Source organism: Nocardia australiensis (assembly GCF_020733705.1).
Lineage (GTDB): Bacteria > Actinomycetota > Actinomycetes > Mycobacteriales > Mycobacteriaceae > Nocardia > Nocardia australiensis.
Genome location: NZ_JAJFZM010000001.1, coordinates 783303 through 802552, shown reverse-complemented (window position 1 = coordinate 802552; position 19250 = coordinate 783303). Strand labels below are relative to the sequence as shown.

Here is a 19250-nt window from a genome sequence, read left to right as displayed (position 1 = left end):
CGAGGATGAAACGACGTTCGGTCGTGCGGATCACGGCGACCGTGGCCGCCGCGCTCGCGGTCGCGGCTACGGCGGGCTGCGGGAAGACGGTGTCCGGTTCGGCGCTGCCCGCGGGGAGCGGCAGCTCGATCAACACCAACTTCGATAAATTGCTGCGCGAATGTGAGGTGGTCTCGAGCGATCAGATCGGCGTCGCGGTCGGGAACGCCACCGACGTGGAGGGGTCGTTCAACGGCGCGGTGTGCATGTGGGACGTGGTGGATGCGCCCGGCGGGATGGCCATGGTTACCTTGAACTGGTATGAGGTCGGCTCGTTGAACAACGAGAAGGCCAATAACGACAAGCTCGGCTACACCACCGAAAACGTCACCGTGCAGGGCCAGCGCGCAGTACAGACGCGACGGCCCAATGATCCGGACTCCTGCGGTGTCACCGCCAGCGCGGCGGATACCGGCATCGTCGGCTGGTGGATCAACTACCGTCCTGGTTCCGGGCATCCCGATCCCTGCGCCGGGGCGCAGAAGCTGGTCGAGTTGACCCTGAATCTGGCCAGGTAGCAGCGGTGGCTTCCACCCCACTTTGACCCCATGTCGGGGCCGCGAGTATCGTGGACCGCTGTGCCCGGAAGCATGCGGGCAAGTTCGTGCGCAGTTGTAAGCCAGCGAAAGCGGCCGACCTTCCAAGCGTGCCCGGAAAACCGGTCCTGCTAGGCGTGCGACACGCCCGACCTCGGGACGCGAGAAACGCGGCTGGGCGTGCGGGTGAAAGCTCGATGACCGCAGCGTGAACGACGGCCCCGGAGGCGATAGCTTGCGTGACCGCGAAGGGGCCCGTGAACGCTGCCAACTGAAAACAGACATTTAGTTCCAGACACCGCGTTAACTAATTAAGGAAAGCCGGTCTATGCCAACCATCAACCAGCTGGTCCGCAAGGGTCGTCGCGACAAGGTCACCAAGACCAAGACCGCGGCCCTCAAGGGGAGCCCACAGCGCCGTGGCGTGTGCACTCGTGTGTACACCACGACCCCGAAGAAGCCGAACTCCGCGCTGCGTAAGGTCGCGCGCGTTCGCCTGACCAGCGCGGTCGAGGTCACGGCCTACATCCCGGGTGAAGGCCACAACCTGCAGGAGCACTCGATGGTGCTTGTGCGTGGCGGTCGTGTGAAGGACCTTCCCGGTGTGCGCTACAAGATCATCCGTGGCTCGCTCGATACCCAGGGTGTGAAGAACCGCAAGCAGGCCCGCAGCCGTTACGGCGCCAAGAAGGAGAAGAGCTGATATGCCACGCAAGGGCCCCGCACCCAAGCGTCCGCTGATCAACGACCCGGTTTACGGGTCGCCGCTGGTCACTCAGCTGGTCAACAAGATCCTGCTGGACGGCAAGAAGTCCACCGCCGAGCGCATCGTCTACGGCGCGCTGGAGCAGGCGCGCGAGAAGACCGGCACCGACCCGGTCGTCACTCTCAAGCGCGCGCTCGACAACGTCAAGCCCGCCCTCGAGGTGAAGCCCCGCCGTGTCGGTGGCGCCACCTACCAGGTGCCCGTCGAGGTGCGGCCCGGCCGCTCCAACACCCTGGCCCTGCGCTGGCTGGTCAACTACTCCCGCGCTCGCCGCGAGAAGACCATGGTCGAGCGTCTGGCCAATGAGCTCCTCGATGCCAGCAACGGCCTCGGTGCTTCGGTGAAGCGCCGTGAGGACACCCACAAGATGGCCGAGTCGAACCGGGCCTTCGCGCACTACCGCTGGTGACGTCTGTCCGACCCGTGGTTCTGGGTCGGGAGGCACAGCTGGACGCGGCACTTACCCGCCGCTTCCGGCGTTGACATAGAGACGACCACAGGGTCGTCCCCGAAAATCCCATCTAGCTACGAGCGGGGAAGATTTCCGTGGCACAGGACGTGCTCACCGACCTGAACAAGGTCCGCAACATCGGCATCATGGCCCACATTGATGCGGGCAAGACGACCACAACTGAACGCATCCTCTTCTACACCGGTGTGAACTACAAGATCGGCGAAACGCATGACGGCGCGTCGACCACCGACTGGATGGAGCAGGAGCAGGAACGCGGCATCACCATCACCTCGGCGGCGGTGACGTGTTTCTGGAACCAGAACCAGATCAACATCATCGACACGCCGGGCCACGTCGACTTCACCGTCGAGGTCGAGCGAAGCCTGCGCGTGCTCGACGGCGCCGTTGCCGTCTTCGATGGCAAGGAAGGCGTCGAGCCGCAGTCCGAGCAGGTGTGGCGGCAGGCCGACAAGTACGACGTGCCGCGGATCTGCTTCGTCAACAAGATGGACAAGCTCGGTGCGGATTTCTACTTCACGGTGCAGACCATCAAGGACCGCCTGGGTGCCAGGCCGTTGGTCATCCAGCTGCCGATCGGCGCGGAGGACACCTTCGAGGGTGTCGTCGACCTGGTCGAGATGAATGCCAAGGTCTGGACCGGCGAGACCAAGCTCGGTGAGAAGTACGACGTCCAGGAAATCCCGGCCGATATGGTCGAGAAGGCCGAGCAGTACCGGCAGGAACTGTTGGAGACCGTCGCCGAATCCGACGAGGCGCTGCTGGACAAGTTCTTCAGCGGTGAGGACCTCACCGTCGACGAGGTGAAGGGCGCCATCCGCAAGATGACGGTGTCCTCCGAACTCTACCCGGTGCTGTGTGGCTCGGCGTTCAAGAACAAGGGCGTGCAGCCCATGCTCGACGCCGTCGTGGACTACCTGCCCTCGCCGCTGGACGTCGAGTCCGTGGAAGGGCATGCCGCGGGCAAAGAGGACGAGGTACTCACCCGCAAGCCGAGCGCTGACGAGCCGTTCGCCGCGCTCGCGTTCAAGATCGCGGTGCACCCGTTCTTCGGCAAGCTGACCTACGTCCGGGTGTACTCGGGCAAGGTTGACTCCGGCGCTCAGGTCATCAACTCGACCAAGGGCAAGAAGGAGCGTCTGGGCAAGCTTTTCCAGATGCACTCCAACAAGGAGAACCCGGTCGCCGCGGCGTCCGCGGGCCACATCTACGCGGTGATCGGCCTCAAGGACACCACCACCGGTGACACCCTGTGCGATCCGAATGCTCAGATCGTGCTCGAGTCGATGACCTTCCCGGACCCGGTCATCGAGGTCTCCATCGAGCCCAAGACCAAGTCCGACCAGGAGAAGCTGGGCACCGCGATCCAGAAGCTCTCCGACGAGGACCCGACCTTCTCCGTGAAGCTGGACCAGGAGACCGGCCAGACCGTCATCGGCGGTATGGGCGAGCTGCACCTGGACATCCTGGTGGACCGGATGAAGCGCGAATTCAAGGTCGAGGCGAACGTCGGCAAGCCGCAGGTGGCCTACCGCGAGACCATCACCAAGAAGGTCGAGAAGCTCGAGTTCACCCACAAGAAGCAGACGGGTGGCTCCGGCCAGTTCGCGAAGGTCATCATCGCGGTCGAGCCGTTCATCGGCGAAGACGGCGCGACCTACGAGTTCGAGAACAAGGTCACCGGTGGGCGTGTGCCGCGCGAGTACATCCCCTCGGTGGACGCGGGCGCGCAGGACGCCATGCAGTACGGTGTCCTCGCCGGCTACCCGCTGGTGAACCTGAAGGTCACGCTGCTCGACGGCGCATACCACGACGTCGACTCGTCGGAAATGGCCTTCAAGATCGCCGGCTCGCAGGCACTGAAGGAAGCGGCCCGCAAGGCCGGTCCGGTGATCCTCGAGCCGCTGATGGCGGTCGAGGTCATCACGCCCGAGGAGTACATGGGCGATGTGATCGGCGACCTCAACTCCCGCCGTGGCCAGATCCAGGCCATGGAGGAACGCAGTGGTGCCCGTGTCGTCAAGGCGCTGGTTCCGCTCTCGGAGATGTTCGGCTACATCGGTGACCTGCGGTCGAAGACCCAGGGCCGGGCGAACTACTCCATGGTGTTCGACTCGTACGCGGAGGTTCCGGCCAACGTGTCGAAGGAGATCATCGCCAAGGCGACCGGCGAGTAATTCCGATCGGGGGCCGGTGGCAAGCCTGCCCCCATCAGCCGGGAGTCAGTACGACCCCATTCCTCGCGCATGCGGGGATGATCCAAAAAACCGCACTGCTGCAACTGCACGCACCAACAAGTCCAGGAGGACACCACAGTGGCGAAGGCGAAGTTCGAGCGGACGAAGCCGCACGTCAACATCGGCACCATCGGTCACGTCGACCACGGCAAGACCACGCTGACTGCAGCGATCACCAAGGTGCTGGCTGACAAGTACCCGGACCTGAACGAGGCCTCGGCCTTCGATCAGATCGACAAGGCGCCGGAGGAGAAGGCTCGTGGTATCACGATCAACATCTCCCACGTCGAGTACCAGACGGAGAAGCGCCACTACGCGCACGTCGACGCCCCGGGCCACGCGGACTACATCAAGAACATGATCACCGGTGCGGCGCAGATGGACGGCGCTATTCTCGTGGTCGCTGCCACCGACGGCCCGATGCCGCAGACCCGCGAGCACGTGCTGCTCGCCCGTCAGGTCGGCGTGCCCTACATCCTGGTCGCGCTGAACAAGTCGGACATGGTCGACGACGAGGAGATCCTCGAGCTCGTCGAGATGGAGGTCCGCGAGCTGCTGGCTTCGCAGGAGTTCGACGAGGACGCGCCGGTCGTGCGGGTCTCCGGTCTGAAGGCGCTCGAGGGTGACGAGAAGTGGGTCAACTCGGTGCTGGAGCTGATGGCCGCGGTCGACGAGTCGATCCCGGACCCGGTTCGTGAGACCGAGAAGCCGTTCCTGATGCCGGTCGAGGATGTTTTCACGATCACCGGTCGTGGCACCGTCGTCACCGGTCGTGTCGAGCGCGGCATCATCAACGTGAACGAGGAAGTCGAGATCGTCGGCATCCGCGAGAAGAGCACCAAGACCACCGTCACCGGTATCGAGATGTTCCGCAAGCTGCTCGACCAGGGCCAGGCCGGCGACAACGTCGGTCTGCTGGTTCGTGGCATCAAGCGTGAAGATGTCGAGCGTGGCCAGGTCGTCGTGAAGCCGGGCACCACCACCCCGCACACCGAGTTCGAGGGCCAGGCCTACATCCTGTCCAAGGACGAGGGCGGCCGGCACACGCCGTTCTTCAACAACTACCGTCCGCAGTTCTACTTCCGTACGACTGACGTGACGGGCGTTGTGACCCTCCCCGAGGGCACCGAGATGGTCATGCCCGGTGACAACACCGAGATGTCCGTCAAGCTGATCCAGCCGGTCGCCATGGACGAGGGCCTGCGTTTCGCGATCCGTGAGGGTGGCCGCACCGTCGGCGCCGGTCGCGTCACGAAGATCATCAAGTGATTCTCTCCAATCACTGAACACAAGCGGCGCCGCTCCGAAAGGAGCGGCGCCGCTTGCGTTTCGGGAGACGAGCTGACCTTCGCCGACTAACAGTTACTCGGGGCGGGTTCGCCTTGGGCGCGGGCGGTGAGCCAGGCGAGTACGGAGGGGATGCTGAAGACGGCGGCCGAGAGGTGGTCGGGGGAATTGGTGAGTTCGGTCTGTAGGCGGACGCCGGCCGCGCAATATCGATTGTTGGTGGTGCGGATGGCGTCGATCGGGATGAGTGGGTCACTGGGCGAATGCCATTCGAATATGGGGATTTTCGGTATTCCGTCGAAGAGTTCGAGGCTGTTCTCCTCGACGACGCCCCGCGCGGTCTGGTCGCTGATCAATGACGTACTGCTGGCGAAATCGCGGATACCGTGTCCGGCGCCGGCCGCGAGTATCTCGTTGGTGCAGCCGTTGGCCAGCGTTTGCCTGATCGCCATGCCGCGCGAATTGAGGTAGTCGCTGATCGGGAATCGATCAGGGTATTCCCGTTCGAGTCCTAATCCGGCCGCCATCAGCAGGCCGAATGCGGGATGCGGATCGAGGCCGACGCCCTCCAGCATTTTCACCATGTTCATGGGTACGCCACCCGTTGCGGCACCGACGATTTCGAGCTCGGGTGCGTACCTCGGCGCGAGCGCGGCCGCCCACGCGGTGGCCATGCCGCCCCCGGAATAGCCCGCCATCGCGATCGGGCTGTCGTGTGCCTGGAGTTCGGGGACCTGGCGGACCGCGCGAATGCCGTCCAGGGTGATCTGGCCGCCCAGTCGCGCTGCGCCGTAGGCGAAGGTCGGTCCGAGATGATCGGGCAGGGCGATGCTCCATCCCCGTACCAGCAGCCCGTTGAGCACCACCGCTTCTCTGACCTGGATGTTCGGATCGTCGCTGTAGAGCGCCCGGGATACCGCGCATTTCGTGCCGAGCGCGTTGATGATGTGCTGATAGGAAAGCAGCGGTCCGCCGGGGGCGTGATTGGCCGGTGTCAGCACCGTGGTGGTCGCCGCGATGGGGCCGCCACTCGAGTTGGTCGAGCGGAATTTGATGAGCCTGACGGTCGTCCCCGGAAATATCAGCGGGGTCGGCATCGGTCGGCTGTCGAGCACCTCACCCGGTTGCCTGTCGGCGATATCGGGTGGTGCGGCATAGAAGGGGTCCGGATCGGCTACCGGATAGATCGGCACCGCGTGCGCGGTGCCCGTGCCGGCCATGGTTGCCGCGAGGGCGCCTACTAGTAGACAGGTCATCAGCATGCCGCGGGAAGCGGGCCGACGGCGATTCCGAGAAACTCTCGTGATCTGCACAAACGGAGTTAATATCACGTTCGGTCGAGGTGATGGGTCAGGCGCGCCTCACCGGATTCAGCCCAACTGAGTCATACCCGCGGCAACAACCTGGGCTACCTCCAATAGCTCTTTCGCGGTGGGTAGCGGCACGCCGTCGAGTGCGTGCAGTCGATCGGTGCTGGCGATCGCGAACATGGCCGACACCCAGGCGGCGGCACAGGCGCGCAGGGTGCCGGGTTGGACTGGTGCCGAGGCACTGGCTTGCAGGACGCGGGTGGTGGCATCGAGCATTTGGTCACGCAGCCTGCGTAACTGGCGCCGGACGTCGGGATGGGTATCGGCCTCGCGCCACATGATGACGCGCAGCACCGAGGAGTGGTGATCGCGCAAATTGAGCGCGGCATCGAGATTCACCAGGCTGGCGGCGGGGTCACCGGGTGCGACCACGGTGTCGATATCGGCGATCGGATGCTTGGGTACCCGCTCGGCCATCAGGGCGGACAGGATCGAATCCTTGGTCGAAAAATAGTAGAAGACGAGCCCTTTGGGCACACCGGCCGCGCCCGCGATGGCTGCGGTTGGGGTGGCGTCGAATCCCTGTGCCGCGAATAGTTTCTCCGCCGCATCCAGGATGAGTTGCCGGGCGTCGCCGTCCACCTTGGCGCTGCGGCGATGCCCGGCTCCTGTCCGGCGACCGGGCTTCGGCATCGGCATCAGTGGTGCGGAGCCATGTCGTGCAGACGCCCCGACACCGTCGGCAGCGCCGCGACTGCGACCACTACCGTCACTATCCCGATTACCCATGCGGTCCATGATGCGCCGCGGTAGGCGGTGTAGTTCATCGCCCAAGGGGAAATGAACAGTAGAGCGCCGAACAGTCCCATGGCGTAATCGGTGGCTTCCATGGCGGGCCGGTAGATCTGTGCGAGGCCGGCGAGTGCGACGAGTGCGCCGAGCACAATCAGCGACCACATGCCGTTGTTGTTCGTCTCCACCCAGAGGGGGGACAGCGCGGCGAAGACGCCCAGCACGACGGCCAGGTAGTCCTGTGTGCGACTTCCGGTGAACATGGGGTACCTCCTGCGGATTCGAGTTGTTCTCCTGCTATGCATTCAACTCTGATTGACCGCCCGATCAATATCGATACGGATACGATTGGGCACCGATCAACCGCACAGTCCCGCGATGGTGAAAGTGACGGGCCTCACCGTGGTGGCCGACCGGGCGGAAGTTAGGGTGAGCTGCGTGTCACCTTCAGTTACGGATGCCAACGGCCACACCGGGCCGATCGTTATCGTCGGCGCGGGACTCGCCGGTCTGCGTACCGCAGAGGAGCTGCGCCGCGCGGGATACGAGGGGGAGGTGATCCTCGTCGGTGACGAGCCGCGGTTGCCCTACGACCGGCCGCCGCTGTCGAAGCAGTTCGTGCGCGGCGAGACCGATGACACCACGCTTCGGCCCGCGGAGTTCTTCGCCGAGAAGCGAATCGACCTGCGCCGCAACACTGTCGCGGTGGGTGTGGATACCGCTGCGCGGCAGGTGGCGCTGGCCGACGGCGGCACGCTCGACTACGCGCAGCTGATCATCGCGACCGGCCTGCGGCCGCGCCGGCTGCCGGGCCTGCCGGATTTGCAGGGGGTACACGTGCTGCGCGGGTTCGCCGACGCCGCCGCTTTGCGTGACGAATTGTCCAGTGCCGGTACGGCTCTGGTAGTCGGCGCCGGGTTCATCGGCTGTGAACTCGCGGCGAGCTTCCGGGCGAGCGGTGTGGCCGTGGCGCTGATCGAACCCCAACCGACGCCGCTGGCTTCGGTGCTCGGTGAGCAGGTCGGCGAGCTTGTCGCCAGGATGCATCGTGCCGAGGGCGTGGATCTGCGCTGTGGCACCGGGCTCGATACCTTCCTGGCCGATGACGCCGATCGAGTACGGGGCGCGCGGCTTTCGGACGGCAGCGAGGTGGCCGCGGATCTGGTTGTCATCGGTGTCGGTTCGCGACCGGTTACCGAATGGCTGGCCGATTCGGGTATCGCACTGGCCGATCCGGCGGCCGGAGGCGGCGTGCTCGCAGACGAGGTTGGGCGTACTTCTGTCGATGGTGTGTGGGCGGTCGGTGACGTCGCTGCCTGGCTGCACGCGACCGGGCAGCACAAGCGGGTGGAGCATTGGACCAATGCGGGTGAGCAGGCGAAGCTGCTGGCATGCGCGTTGCTCGGCGCCGAACCGCCGACCGCGGCGCGGGTGCCGTACTTCTGGAGTGACCAGTACGACGTGAAGATTCAGGCCCTCGGCACCCCGAGCGCCGCCGACGAGGTCGATATCGTTTCCGACGACGGCCGCAAGTTCCTCGCCTACTACCACCAGGATGGCAACCTCACCGGGGTGGTCGGTGCGGGCATGACGTCACAGGTGATGAAGGTGCGCGCGAAAATCGCAGCGGGTGCCCCGGTGGCGGAGCTGTTGGGCACGGCCTAATAGGTTGGTCGAGTGATCGTCGCGCTCATTGATTCGGGCCTCGGGCTGCTGCCGACGGCCGCCTGGCTGCGCAAGCTTCGACCGGATGTCGATCTGCTGCTGCAGCTCGATCCGGATGGCGCGCCGTGGGGACCCAAGCCCGAGCAGTGGACGATCGATCGGGTGGTCGGGACCGCACGCGCCTCGATCGAGCTCGGCGCGGAGGTGATCGTGATCCCGTGCAATACGGCGAGCGTCACCGCGTTGGAGCATGTGCGTGCCGAGGTCGGCCCCGATATTCCGGTGATCGGCACCGTGCCCGCGATCAAACCCGCTGCCGCGGTCTGCTCATCGGTGGCGGTGTGGGCGACGGCGGCCACCACGGCCAGCCGCTATCAGTCGGATCTGATCGCCCGTTTCGGTCGGGACGCGAATGTCGTCGGCGTCGCATGCCACGGTTTGGCTGACGCCATCGATTCCGGTGATCTGGTTGCCGCACGGGAGTCCATCGAGCTGGCCGCGGCCCAGTCGCCTGCCGATGTCGAGGGTGTAGTCCTCGGCTGCACCCACTATCCGCTGGTGATCGACGCCATCGTGGCGGCGCTGCCCGACGGCGTGCGACTGTTCGACAGCGCGCAAGCCGTTGCCGCACAGACGATTCGGCGGATGGAGGCGCTGGGGCGGCCCACCACGGGCAACGGCGAAGTGCGGGTGCTCAATAGCGGCAGGCCGGGCGCACTGCCGGCCGGTGCCTCAGCTTTCGAGTCCGGTCGAATTCTGGGCGCGCAGGGCTGATCGATGGCATGCTGCCGCTCGCGGTGCATGGCCATAGACCGGGCCGGAAATCGCCTGCGAGTCGTGCCCGACGATCGGACGTAGGGGGTTTGATGACCGAAGGGTTTTCGACTGTCGCGCAGGTACGCGCGGCGCTGGCGGAGGTCGCCGATCCCGCCGACGCGATCGTGCTACAGCGGTTCTTCAAAACCGGCCCCGGGGAGTACGGCGAGGGTGATGTCTTCATCGGCGTTCGAGTGCCGGCAACTCGTTCGATCGCGAAACGCTGTGTGGCACTGTCACTCACCGATATCGACGTACTGCTCGACAGTCCGGTGCACGAGGAGCGGCTCACGGCGCTGATCATTCTCAACGCCAGGTTCGCTGCCGTGTCCAAGCCGCAGGCCTTCGATGACACCGCCCGCGCGGCATTGGTGCGGTTTTACCTCGCGGCGGTGCGCCGGGGCCGGGTGAACAACTGGGACCTTATCGACGTGTCCGCCGAAAACATCATCGGCCCATGGCTGCTCGACAAGCCGCGCGATCTGCTTTTCGAACTCGCCGCCGCCGATTCACTCTGGGAGCGGCGAGTCGCGCTGTTGTCGAGTTTCACGTTCATCAAGGCGGGCGAGGCCGATACGACCTTCGAATTATGCGAGCGGTTGTTCGACGACCGTCGCGACCTCATTCAGAAGGCGCTCGGCTGGATGCTGCGCGAGGTCGGAAAGCGTGTCGACGAAAAGCTGCTGATCGGCTTTCTGGACCGGCATGCGACCGAAATGGGTCGCACCGCATTGAGTTACGCCGTCGAACGACTGGACCCGGCCCTGCGCGCGCACTATCGCGCACAGTAGTCGACCGCCTCAGAACTGGATCTTGAGGTGGTCGGTGACCGGGCGGGCCTGGCAGCCGAGGATGTAGCCGTTCTCGATGTCCTCGGGGTCGAGGATCTCGGAGTTCGCCATCTCGACCTTGCCCTCGAGTACCGTGCACGCGCAGGAACCGCACTCACCTTCCTGGCAGGAGTAAGGCACGTCGAGGCCCTTGGCCAGCATGATGTCGACCAGCGTCTGTTTACGCGGCCACGAAAGCTCGTGCACCTCGCCGTCGAGTTCGACCTCGACCGTGGCGGCGTTCGCGGCGTCCTCATCGCTGACCTCGACCGGCGCCTGGTCGGCAAACGGGTCCCCAGCAAGGGAATTGAACACCTCGGCGTGTGTGCGCGAGCGCGGGACGTCGAGCCGGGCGAGTGCGTCGTGCACCCGATCCATGAACGGTTTCGGACCGCACATGAAGGCGTCGTAGCTCGCGTACGGCGCGACCAGGGTGGCCAGCGCGTCCGGTGTCGGCAGCCCCTGTAGGTACTCCAGCCAATGGATGATCGTCAGCCGCTGCGGATGCTTGTCGGCCAGCTCGCGTAGCTCGGCCGCGAAGATCACCGACTCGTGATCGCGGTTGGCGTAGACCAATACGATCTTGCCGCTACCGCGAGCCAGCGCGGATTTCAGGATGGACATCACCGGCGTGATGCCGCTGCCCGCGCCGAACAGCAGCAGGTCCTCGTCGAGGTCCTTTGGTGTGAAAACCCCCGATGGCGGCAGCACTTCGAGCTCGTCACCGGCTTTGACGTTGTCGCACACCCAGTTCGACCCGTAGCCGCCCACGGTGCGCTTGATGGTGACCTTCGGCCGGTCGTCGGTGTAGGGCGAGCTGGCCAGCGAATAGCAGCGTGCCACCGAACCGGTGAGGTCGCTCGGAATACGCAGGGTGAGAAACTGGCCCGGCTGGTAGCTGAAACGCTCGCCCAGTTCGTCGGGGACGTCGAAGACCAGCGAACAAGTGTCGGGGGTCTCGGTGATGACGGCGGATATCCGCAGCACGACCGAACGTGAACCGTGTGGAACCTCGACGGTTGTCATTTCGTCCTCTCGAACCTGGCACTGCCGGCCGTGGCCGACAAAACTAGAACGTGTTTCAGTTTCATCGTACGTCGGGACTCGGCTGCCGGACAAGCTGGGCCTCGAGCCCGGCTATCAAAACCTCCACGCCGAAATCGTAGGCGTACTTTCCGCGCAGGTCAGGCATGTATTTCGTGGCACGCGCCACCACCTTCGGCAGAGCGACCTCCGACATCGGTGACCGATCGCGTGGGTTCACCCGTCTCCTGCCGAACAAGTAGGTGTGGATGGTCGCGTAGGCGTTGAGTACATTGCGGTCGGAGAAGCCGGCTTCGTCGAGGATCTCCATCAGGGCGGCGATCAGGTCGAGTTGTTTGCCGAGCATCTGCTCGATAAGCACATCGCCGAGGCCGGGGTGTTTGCGCAGCTTTTCGTCGATCTGGTCGATGAGCTCGCGCAGCCGCTGCTGCCACGGCCCGGATTCGGGCGCTGGCTTGCGGACTCCGGTCAGCGCGGCGGTGGCGACGAGGTCGAGTAGTTCCCGCTTGTCGGCGACGTAGTAGTACGGCGCCATGGGGGAAACGCCGAGTTCGCGTGAAAGGCGCCGCATCGACAGTTTCTCCACGCCGTCCTCGCGAACCACTCGAAGCGCGGCCTCGACGATTTCGGACTCCGACAGCGTGTGGCCGCCCCCGCTCGCCTGCGTTCGTCCGACTCCCATGCCACCTCTACCACCGCGAGCGCGCAGCGCCCGTCACGTCCTGTTCAGCTACTTGTTATCGGAAAGTCTAGAGTGCGCGGTCGCGGCCGTGGTCGCCGTGCTCGGGGACCTGGCATGCGGTCCAGGCCGGGGGTGACCGGGTGTCCACTGTTTGGGACGTTGCCGGCTGGTCCGGATTCATTGGCCGAATTCTGTTCCATTTTGTCAGTGGATGACGTTATTGTGTGGCCACGGCTACATCGGGTGGCCGTACATCGATCGTCATCTCGGAGGTAGGCATGCCGGAATACGGATCACTCGGACACACCGACACCGACAGCACCGGACCGATCGCGTCGGCCCAGGGGCGGTCGACCGAGGAAGCCCCGCTGATCGAGGAGACCCTCATCGAAGAGGTCTCCATCGACGGCATGTGCGGCGTCTACTGACGGGCGGAGCGACCATGCTCGATCTCGATAAGCGTTGGGAGTTGCATCCCCGGGTGGCATTGCGGCCGGAGTCGTTCGGTGCGCTGCTCTACCACTTCGGCACGCGCAAGCTCTCGTTTCTCAAAAGCCCGCAGATCCTCGATATCGTGCGGTCGCTGCCCGCCCACGCATCCGCGCGTACCGCGCTGCGGGCGGCGGGTTTATCGGATGATATTGCCGGACCGTATGTTCAGGCGTTGGCGCAGCTGGCCGACTCGGACATGATTGCCCCCGCCGCTGCGGGCAGCGCACTCGCCACGCCGGTCGCGCGCGCCGCTGTGCCGGAAGTGGGGGTGGTCGCGCCGTCCGCTGGCGGCGTGCGCCTGATCGACCGTTTCGAAACCGGTCTGGCGGCACCGATTTGCCTGACCTGGGAACTGACCTACGCGTGCAACCTGTCCTGTGTGCACTGCCTGTCCTCCTCGGGTAGGCGTGATCCGCGCGAACTGAGCACCGAGCAGTGCAAGGCGCTGATCGACGAGTTCGAGCGCATGCAGGTGTTCTATGTGAACATCGGTGGTGGCGAACCCACTGTGCGGCCGGACTTCTGGGAGTTGGTCGACTACGCGACCGCGCACCATGTCGGAGTGAAGTTCTCCACCAACGGAGTTCGCATCACGCCCGAGGTCGCGGCGCGGCTCGCCGCGAGCGACTATGTGGACGTTCAGATTTCGCTGGACGGTGCGGATGCCGCCGTGAACGACGCGGTGCGCGGCCCGGGTTCCTATGACATGGCGATTCGGGCGCTGGAGAATCTGGCCGCGGCCGGGTTCGAGGACGCGAAGCTGTCGGTGGTGGCAACCCGTCACAACATCGCCCAGCTCGACGAGTTCAAGGCGATTGCCGAAAAGTACGGTGCCACACTGCGGTTGACCAGGTTGCGGCCATCGGGGCGCGGTGCGGACGTCTGGGATGAGCTGCATCCACTGCCCGAGCAGCAGCGCGTGCTCTACGACTGGCTGGTTCGCAACGGTGACGGTGTGCTCACCGGCGACTCGTTCTTCCATCTGTCCGCGTTCGGTTCGGCGCTGCCCGGCCTGAATATGTGCGGCGCGGGCCGGGTGGTCTGCCTGGTCGATCCGCTCGGCGACGTGTACGCCTGTCCGTTCGCCATCCACGATCGGTTCCTGGCCGGAAACGTGGTGGCGGACGGCGGTTTCGGCAATGTCTGGCTGGAATCGGAGCTCTTCGCCGAGCTGCGTGAGCCCAGTGGTGGTGGCGCGTGCTCGGGCTGTGCCCATTACGACTCGTGTCGGGGCGGCTGCATGGCGGCGAAGTTCTTCACCGGCTTGCCCGCCGACGGACCTGATCCGGAATGCGTGCAGGGCTACGGTGAGGCGGCGTTGGCCGATGCAGGACGGATGATTCCGCGCTCGTCGGTCGACCATTCCCGGCGGACGCCCGCGCGCAAGCCGGGTTCGCGAAAGTCCGTGCCGGTTCCGCTCACACTGTCGGTATCGCGGCCGGTCGGCACCCCGGAGCAACGTCCCTCGCGCGCCTGCGACGAGAGCCCGCTGACGTGAGCCTGTTCGGTAGCCATCAATGCGCTGACGGTGCGATCGGCGATGGCTACCGCTGGTCGCGAAAATGATTGCTATCCCGTTGCCGAGTCTGTCGACCGGGTCGCTAGCGACCTTTCGGCAACACTCGGCGGCGGGAGCCGCGCGCTGGGCCGCCGAAGCTGGGCCCACGGCCACCTCAGCGGCTCGGCCTATCCCCGGAACTGCGAGTTCACCTTGTGGGCAGTTAGGTTCGGCTATGGGATTTCGGGCTCGGCGGCTGCGGATTCGCGCGGAATTCTGTCCTTTTTTCCGAGTGGATGATGTCTATGCGCGAAAGTCCGCCTAGCATGCCAGGAATGCGCCATGATCGCCTGCCCGACGGATTCGGGGTGCGGATCGATCCACGGGTACGCGCATACTCCGGGGGACGCATCCTGATCGGCGGTTCGCCCGCCCGGTTGCTGCGACTTGCCCCGGAGGCCGCCGAGATGATCGGCGACGGGTACCTGGAGGTCGACGGCCCGAAGTCCGCCGTCGTCGCCAGACGCCTGCTCGACTCCGGTGTCGGAAATCCGCGTCCTCGGTTGCTGCCCTCGCCGAAGGACGTGACCGTGATCGTTCCACTGCACAACAATGTGGATGGACTCATCCGGCTGCTCGCGGCATTGCGCGGGCACAATGTGATCGTTGTCGACGACGGCTCCGATCAGCCGGTCCGAATCCCGGATAATCGTGGTGCCCGATGCCGGGTAACCGTGTTGCGCCACGATCGCAAGCAGGGGCCCGCCGCCGCGCGTAATGCCGGATTGCGGGCCGCGACAACCGATTTCGTCGCCTTCCTCGACTCCGACGTGGTGCCGCGCAGTGGCTGGCTCGAGGTGATGCTCGGGCACTTCAGCGACCCGGAGGTCGCGCTGGTAGCCCCGCGGATTGTCGCGCTCGACGCCGAGTCGAATGCGTTGGCTCGCTACGAACACACGCGCTCCTCGCTCGATCTGGGTCGGCGGGAGTCGGCCGTGCAGTCGCGTGGGTTGGTGTCCTATGTGCCCAGCGCGGCACTGCTTGTGCGCCGCCATGCGCTGCTTGCCGAGGGTGGCTTCGACGAGTCCATGCAGGTGGCCGAGGATGTCGATCTGTGCTGGCGGCTGGAGCGGGAGGGCTGGCGGCTGCGCTATGAGCCCGCCGCGCACGTGGCGCACGATCACCGAATCTCCTTCCGCGCCTGGTTCGGCCGAAAACTGTTCTACGGCACCGGGGCCGCACCGCTGGGGGAGCGGCATTCGGGCGCCGTGTCGCCGCTGTCGCTGCCGTCATGGACCGTGGTCGCCGCGATGTTGTTCGCCACGTTGTCGAAGTGGGGGGTATTCGGCGGGTTGCTGACCCTCGCTACCGCGTTGGTCCGATTGCGTCGGGTGTTCGCGGAATTGGACAACCCCACGCGCATTGCCGCGATCTATCTTTCGCGTGGATTCTTCGCCGGCATATGGCGTTTGGCCTCGGCCATGTGCCGGCACTATTGGCCGGTCACCATGCTGGCCATGCTCGCGTCCCGGCGTATCAGGCAGATCGCGGTCACCATGGCCATCGCGGATGGCCTGGCGGACTGGTTCACCCATCGCGACGCGGGCGGGCTGGATCCGTTCCGATATGTGGCGTACAAGCGGGTGGACGATATTGCCTACGGAACTGGGTTGTGGGTCGGCGCGTTTCGCGCCCGCAGCCTGAAGGCGCTCAAACCGACGCCGCCGTCGAGCTGATTCGGACCGCTGATGTAGATGGACACTTTGATCGTCGGTGGTGGCACGGCGGGCTGTGTCCTCGCGGCCCGGCTGAGCGAAGATCCGTGCCACACCGTGTGCTTATTGGAGGCGGGCCCGGTGTGGGCCACCGCCGCGCGAATGCCTTCGGCTCTGCTCGACGCCACCCGGATGCCCATCGACGCCGGGGCGCCGTGGCTGCGGACCTACCCGGTCACTCTGGCCATGGACGAAGCGGGTCACGCAATCGATGGAAATATCGTGCGGGGCAGTGTGCTCGGCGGCTCCGGTGCGGTCAACGGTAGCTATTTCGTCCGCGCCACCGCGGCGGATTTCGCGGCGTGGAGCCGGGAATTGGGCCGCTCGACTACGTGGACGTTCGACTCCGTGCTGCCCGTCTATCAGCGGCTGGAGCGCGATCTAGATTTCGGTGACCGTCCAGGGCACGGCCGGACCGGACCGATGCCGGTGCACCGCCCTGCCGAGCCGGTGCCGCTGAGCCTCGAATTCGCGGCGGCTTGCACGGCATCGAACATCCCCGCGATCGCCGACCTGAACGCGCTACCCGGCTCCGGCCCCGCGAATGGGTTCGGACCGGTGCCGTGCAATATCGAGGATGGGATGCGGGTCAGCACCGGCTCGGCCTATCTGCTGCCGGTGATGTTCCGGCCGAATCTCACGGTGGCCGGTGGAATGCGGGTGACCCGCATCAGATTCCACGGCACGCGTGCCGTCGGTGTGGACTATGTGCGTGACGGTGAATCCGGCACCGCATGGGCCGATCGGATCGTGGTGTGCGCAGGCGCGATCGAGTCGGCGTCGTTGCTACAACGCTCGGGTATCGGCCCCGCGCGGCATCTTCGGGCACTGGATATTCCGGTGCTGCATTCCGCCCCGGTCGGCGCCGGGTTCACCGACCATCTCGAAATCGGTATCGACTATCGGCTCGGGAGGGAGATTCCCATGCCGAATGCGGTTGCGCTGGAGTATGTGTCGATTCTCGACGACATCGAACTGCGTCCCTATACCGTCTCGTTCACCCCGGGTGACTACCGGCTCGGTGTCGCATTGATGCGTCCGCACAGCACTGGAGTGCTGCGGCTGCGCTCGACCGATCCGGCCGCGCCACCGTTTATCGAGCACCGCTACCTCTCGGCTGAGCACGATCGGATCCGGTTGACCGATGCCGCCGCCGCGGCGATCGAATTGCTGCGGCGAATACCGTCGGCCCGAGTGCGCAATCCACTACCGGATGCCGCGGGCTCGGACGCGAATATGTGGCTGCGGGCGAATTTAGCAACCTCGCAACATCTGTCCGGAACCTGCCGGATGGGAACTGCCGATGACGAGCGCGCGGTGGTGGACGAGCGGTGCGCGGTATACGGCGTAATCGGATTGTCGGTAGTGGATTTGTCGATTGTTCCGGTGGCGTTGAGCCGTGGTCCGCAGGCGACGACGGTCCTGATTGCCGAGCGCGCGGCCGAATTCCTTGCGGCGTGAACTGAAAGACAGGTAGGTCACAATTGTTCGGGAGCTGAATCGGGTGTGACCTGACGGACAAAGGGAAGCATCCGTCCGTGCCCCGGAATACTCGCCGGTACAGTTCGGGGCGGAAAGAAAAGGCAAATGGTCAGCAATCTTGCAGGTGGGCGGCCCCCACGGCACGGCGTCGAACCCGGCACGCAACTCGGCGCCCTCGAAGCCTATGCCGCACAAGCACACGGATACCTTGGCGCGGGCGGCGAGCAGTTGTCGCAGCTTGCCGGTTTGCTGCGCCCCCTCGTGCTCGAATCCTGGCTGCGCAGTGTGCGTGGCGGTATCGATCCGATGGACGTGCTGGACGGGCGTGGCCTGCGAGGCGCGGATCTACAGCGCTACCGGGACGCACATCCGATTGCTGCGCTGATGCCATTGATCGACAAGCTGCTCGTCCAGGACACGGCCCGGACGGGCCTTATCGTCGTGGTGGCCGATCAGTTCGGTCGCGTGCTCTCGGTGCACGGTAACTCCGATCAGGTGGAAGCGGCCGCCGAAATCGGTTTGCGGCCAGGCGATGATCTGAGCGAACGGCGCATCGGCACCAATGCCGTCGGTCTGGTGGTTCGCACCGGACGGGCGGTGTGGATTCACGGCCCGGAGCATTTTCTCCATCGGATGCATCAGGTCACCGGGGCCGCGGCGCCCGTACACGATCCCGACGGCAGGTTGGTCGGGGTGCTGATGATCGCGGGTGGGGTCCGGGTCGCGAAGCCGGAGATCCTGGCATTGGTCAAGGCAACCTCGACCGCCGCGGAAATGGATCTGCTGCTGACCGCGATGCGGGCGGGGCAGCATGGTTCCTCGCATCGGCCCGGACATCGCGACGCCGATTCGGTCGCCTCGGACCGGCTCGGTCTCGATGTACTCGGGCAGGGGCAGCCACTGCTGACCGTGGCCGGTGAACGAGTTTCATTGTCGCAGCGGCATGCTGAGATCCTGCTGCTGCTCGCCGAACACCCGGAGGGTCTCGGAGCCGACCATCTCGCGCTCCTGCTCGATGACACCGATCTGGATAACGGCACCATCCGTGCCGCGATATCGCGGCTGCGTTCGGTGGTCGGTCCGACGGTGTTCGGCTCGCGCCCTTACCGGTTGCGGGTTCATGTCGCAACTGATGTGGATGCTTTGCGCGCCGCCCTCGACTCCGGTGATGTCGATACTGCATTACGCGTTTATGCCGGACCCGTGCTGCCGCGTTCGACCGCGCCGGGGATCGTCGACCTTCGCGACGAGTTGCGTGTCCGCCTGCGCACCGCGGTGCTCAGTTCCAACGACGCCGCGGTGCTGCGCCGGTGGACTGCCGCCGCCGAGGGGCGTGACGACGCCGCGGCATGGGCGGCCTATCGGTCGACCGTTGATCGGGATTCGCCACTGTACGCGCAGATCGAGGCCAAGATTCGAGTGCTCGACCGGCGCCTGGGCACGGATGCAACGCGGATGCAACGTTCCGGCTCATAGTCTGCATATCTGAAAGTGCAGTACCTCACATCCGCGGCCGTCACCTGGTCG

The 19250-nt window shown here is 65.3% G+C and carries 18 protein-coding genes; 13 read left to right on the top strand and 5 right to left on the bottom strand.

Features of this window, described 5'->3' with window-relative positions; genetic code table 11:
• Nucleotides 1-5: 5 nt before the first annotated feature.
• From LKE06_RS03480 to tuf, 5 genes are all read left to right on the top strand, one after another.
• Entirely contained in the window at nucleotides 6-557 is a 552-nt protein-coding gene (locus tag LKE06_RS03480; RefSeq protein WP_227997162.1) for a DUF3558 domain-containing protein, read from the top strand.
• 346 nt (nucleotides 558-903) lie between these two features.
• Nucleotides 904-1278: a 30S ribosomal protein S12 gene (gene rpsL / locus LKE06_RS03475; protein WP_067527016.1), complete on the top strand. Its 375-nt coding sequence runs from the start codon at nucleotides 904-906 to the stop codon at nucleotides 1276-1278.
• Between the two features lies 1 nt (nucleotide 1279).
• Nucleotides 1280-1750, top strand: a complete 471-nt coding sequence (rpsG, locus tag LKE06_RS03470; RefSeq protein WP_040739280.1) for a 30S ribosomal protein S7 — start codon at nucleotides 1280-1282, stop codon at nucleotides 1748-1750.
• 137 nt (nucleotides 1751-1887) lie between these two features.
• Nucleotides 1888-3990 (top strand): elongation factor G, encoded by a 2103-nt coding sequence (gene fusA, locus LKE06_RS03465; RefSeq protein WP_227997161.1) that lies wholly within the window; start codon nucleotides 1888-1890, stop codon nucleotides 3988-3990.
• A 138-nt stretch (nucleotides 3991-4128) separates the two neighbouring features.
• Nucleotides 4129-5319 (top strand): elongation factor Tu, encoded by a 1191-nt coding sequence (gene tuf, locus LKE06_RS03460; protein WP_227997160.1) that lies wholly within the window; start codon nucleotides 4129-4131, stop codon nucleotides 5317-5319.
• Nucleotides 5320-5405: 86 nt separating this feature from the next.
• Here the strand turns inward: tuf and LKE06_RS03455 are convergent, their stop codons facing one another.
• The 3 genes from LKE06_RS03455 to LKE06_RS03445 form a co-directional block, all read right to left on the bottom strand.
• Nucleotides 5406-6599: a lipase family protein gene (locus LKE06_RS03455; RefSeq protein ID WP_443678126.1), complete on the bottom strand. Its 1194-nt coding sequence runs from the start codon at nucleotides 6597-6599 to the stop codon at nucleotides 5406-5408.
• A gap of 108 nt (nucleotides 6600-6707) precedes the next feature.
• Nucleotides 6708-7346 (bottom strand): TetR/AcrR family transcriptional regulator, encoded by a 639-nt coding sequence (locus tag LKE06_RS03450; RefSeq protein ID WP_227997158.1) that lies wholly within the window; start codon nucleotides 7344-7346, stop codon nucleotides 6708-6710.
• The gene (locus tag LKE06_RS03445; protein WP_227997157.1) at nucleotides 7346-7702 is read right to left on the bottom strand and encodes an SPW repeat protein; all 357 of its coding nucleotides are present in this window, start codon (nucleotides 7700-7702) and stop codon (nucleotides 7346-7348) included. The genes LKE06_RS03450 and LKE06_RS03445 overlap by 1 nt, the downstream gene beginning before the upstream one ends.
• Nucleotides 7703-7877: 175 nt before the next feature.
• Here LKE06_RS03445 and LKE06_RS03440 point away from each other — a divergent pair, with 175 nt between their 5' ends.
• From LKE06_RS03440 to LKE06_RS03430, 3 genes are all read left to right on the top strand, one after another.
• Nucleotides 7878-9104 carry an NAD(P)/FAD-dependent oxidoreductase gene (locus tag LKE06_RS03440; RefSeq protein ID WP_227997156.1) on the top strand — a complete coding sequence of 409 codons (1227 nt, stop codon included), beginning with the start codon at nucleotides 7878-7880 and terminating at the stop codon, nucleotides 9102-9104.
• A 12-nt stretch (nucleotides 9105-9116) separates the two neighbouring features.
• The gene (locus LKE06_RS03435) at nucleotides 9117-9878 is read left to right on the top strand and encodes a glutamate racemase (protein WP_227997155.1); all 762 of its coding nucleotides are present in this window, start codon (nucleotides 9117-9119) and stop codon (nucleotides 9876-9878) included.
• Between the two features lie 92 nt (nucleotides 9879-9970).
• The gene (locus tag LKE06_RS03430) at nucleotides 9971-10711 is read left to right on the top strand and encodes a DNA alkylation repair protein (protein WP_227997154.1); all 741 of its coding nucleotides are present in this window, start codon (nucleotides 9971-9973) and stop codon (nucleotides 10709-10711) included.
• A gap of 9 nt (nucleotides 10712-10720) precedes the next feature.
• Here the strand turns inward: LKE06_RS03430 and LKE06_RS03425 are convergent, their stop codons facing one another.
• Together LKE06_RS03425 and mftR2 are read right to left on the bottom strand one after the other, a co-directional pair.
• On the bottom strand, nucleotides 10721-11776 hold the full coding sequence (locus LKE06_RS03425) for a ferredoxin--NADP reductase (RefSeq protein WP_227997152.1): 1056 nt from the start codon (nucleotides 11774-11776) through the stop codon (nucleotides 10721-10723).
• A gap of 61 nt (nucleotides 11777-11837) precedes the next feature.
• The gene (gene mftR2, locus LKE06_RS03420; RefSeq protein WP_227997150.1) at nucleotides 11838-12476 is read right to left on the bottom strand and encodes a mycofactocin system transcriptional regulator MftR2; all 639 of its coding nucleotides are present in this window, start codon (nucleotides 12474-12476) and stop codon (nucleotides 11838-11840) included.
• A 329-nt stretch (nucleotides 12477-12805) separates the two neighbouring features.
• Here mftR2 and mftA point away from each other — a divergent pair, with 329 nt between their 5' ends.
• The 5 genes from mftA (at nucleotide 12806) to LKE06_RS03395 (ending at nucleotide 19199) form a co-directional block, all read left to right on the top strand.
• Nucleotides 12806-12904 (top strand): mycofactocin precursor MftA, encoded by a 99-nt coding sequence (gene mftA / locus LKE06_RS32855; RefSeq protein ID WP_227999262.1) that lies wholly within the window; start codon nucleotides 12806-12808, stop codon nucleotides 12902-12904.
• A gap of 14 nt (nucleotides 12905-12918) precedes the next feature.
• Complete coding sequence (mftC, locus tag LKE06_RS03410) at nucleotides 12919-14466, top strand: mycofactocin radical SAM maturase (protein ID WP_227997148.1); 1548 nt, start codon at nucleotides 12919-12921, stop codon at nucleotides 14464-14466.
• 335 nt (nucleotides 14467-14801) lie between these two features.
• Nucleotides 14802-16202, top strand: a complete 1401-nt coding sequence (gene mftF, locus LKE06_RS03405) for a mycofactocin biosynthesis glycosyltransferase MftF (RefSeq protein ID WP_227997146.1) — start codon at nucleotides 14802-14804, stop codon at nucleotides 16200-16202.
• An 18-nt stretch (nucleotides 16203-16220) separates the two neighbouring features.
• Nucleotides 16221-17702, top strand: coding sequence for a mycofactocin dehydrogenase MftG (gene mftG, locus LKE06_RS03400; protein ID WP_227997144.1), 1482 nt, complete (start codon nucleotides 16221-16223; stop codon nucleotides 17700-17702).
• Between the two features lie 126 nt (nucleotides 17703-17828).
• On the top strand, nucleotides 17829-19199 hold the full coding sequence (locus LKE06_RS03395; RefSeq protein WP_227997142.1) for a GAF domain-containing protein: 1371 nt from the start codon (nucleotides 17829-17831) through the stop codon (nucleotides 19197-19199).
• Nucleotides 19200-19250: the final 51 nt, after the last annotated feature.

Bases quoted from the DNA above. Each gene is read 5' to 3' on its own strand.
- LKE06_RS03480 (WP_227997162.1), top strand. From the start codon at position 6: ATGAAACGACGTTCGGTCGTGCGGATCACGGCGACCGTGGCCGCCGCG.
- rpsL (WP_067527016.1), top strand. From the start codon at position 904: ATGCCAACCATCAACCAGCTGGTCCGCAAGGGTCGTCGCGACAAGGTC.
- rpsG (WP_040739280.1), top strand. From the start codon at position 1,280: ATGCCACGCAAGGGCCCCGCACCCAAGCGTCCGCTGATCAACGACCCG.
- LKE06_RS03455 (WP_443678126.1), bottom strand. From the start codon at position 6,599: ATGCTGATGACCTGTCTACTAGTAGGCGCCCTCGCGGCAACCATGGCC.
- LKE06_RS03450 (WP_227997158.1), bottom strand. From the start codon at position 7,346: ATGCCGATGCCGAAGCCCGGTCGCCGGACAGGAGCCGGGCATCGCCGC.
- LKE06_RS03445 (WP_227997157.1), bottom strand. From the start codon at position 7,702: ATGTTCACCGGAAGTCGCACACAGGACTACCTGGCCGTCGTGCTGGGC.
- LKE06_RS03430 (WP_227997154.1), top strand. From the start codon at position 9,971: ATGACCGAAGGGTTTTCGACTGTCGCGCAGGTACGCGCGGCGCTGGCG.
- LKE06_RS03425 (WP_227997152.1), bottom strand. From the start codon at position 11,776: ATGACAACCGTCGAGGTTCCACACGGTTCACGTTCGGTCGTGCTGCGG.
- mftR2 (WP_227997150.1), bottom strand. From the start codon at position 12,476: ATGGGAGTCGGACGAACGCAGGCGAGCGGGGGCGGCCACACGCTGTCG.
- mftC (WP_227997148.1), top strand. From the start codon at position 12,919: ATGCTCGATCTCGATAAGCGTTGGGAGTTGCATCCCCGGGTGGCATTG.
- mftF (WP_227997146.1), top strand. From the start codon at position 14,802: ATGCGCCATGATCGCCTGCCCGACGGATTCGGGGTGCGGATCGATCCA.
- mftG (WP_227997144.1), top strand. From the start codon at position 16,221: ATGGACACTTTGATCGTCGGTGGTGGCACGGCGGGCTGTGTCCTCGCG.
- LKE06_RS03395 (WP_227997142.1), top strand. From the start codon at position 17,829: ATGGTCAGCAATCTTGCAGGTGGGCGGCCCCCACGGCACGGCGTCGAA.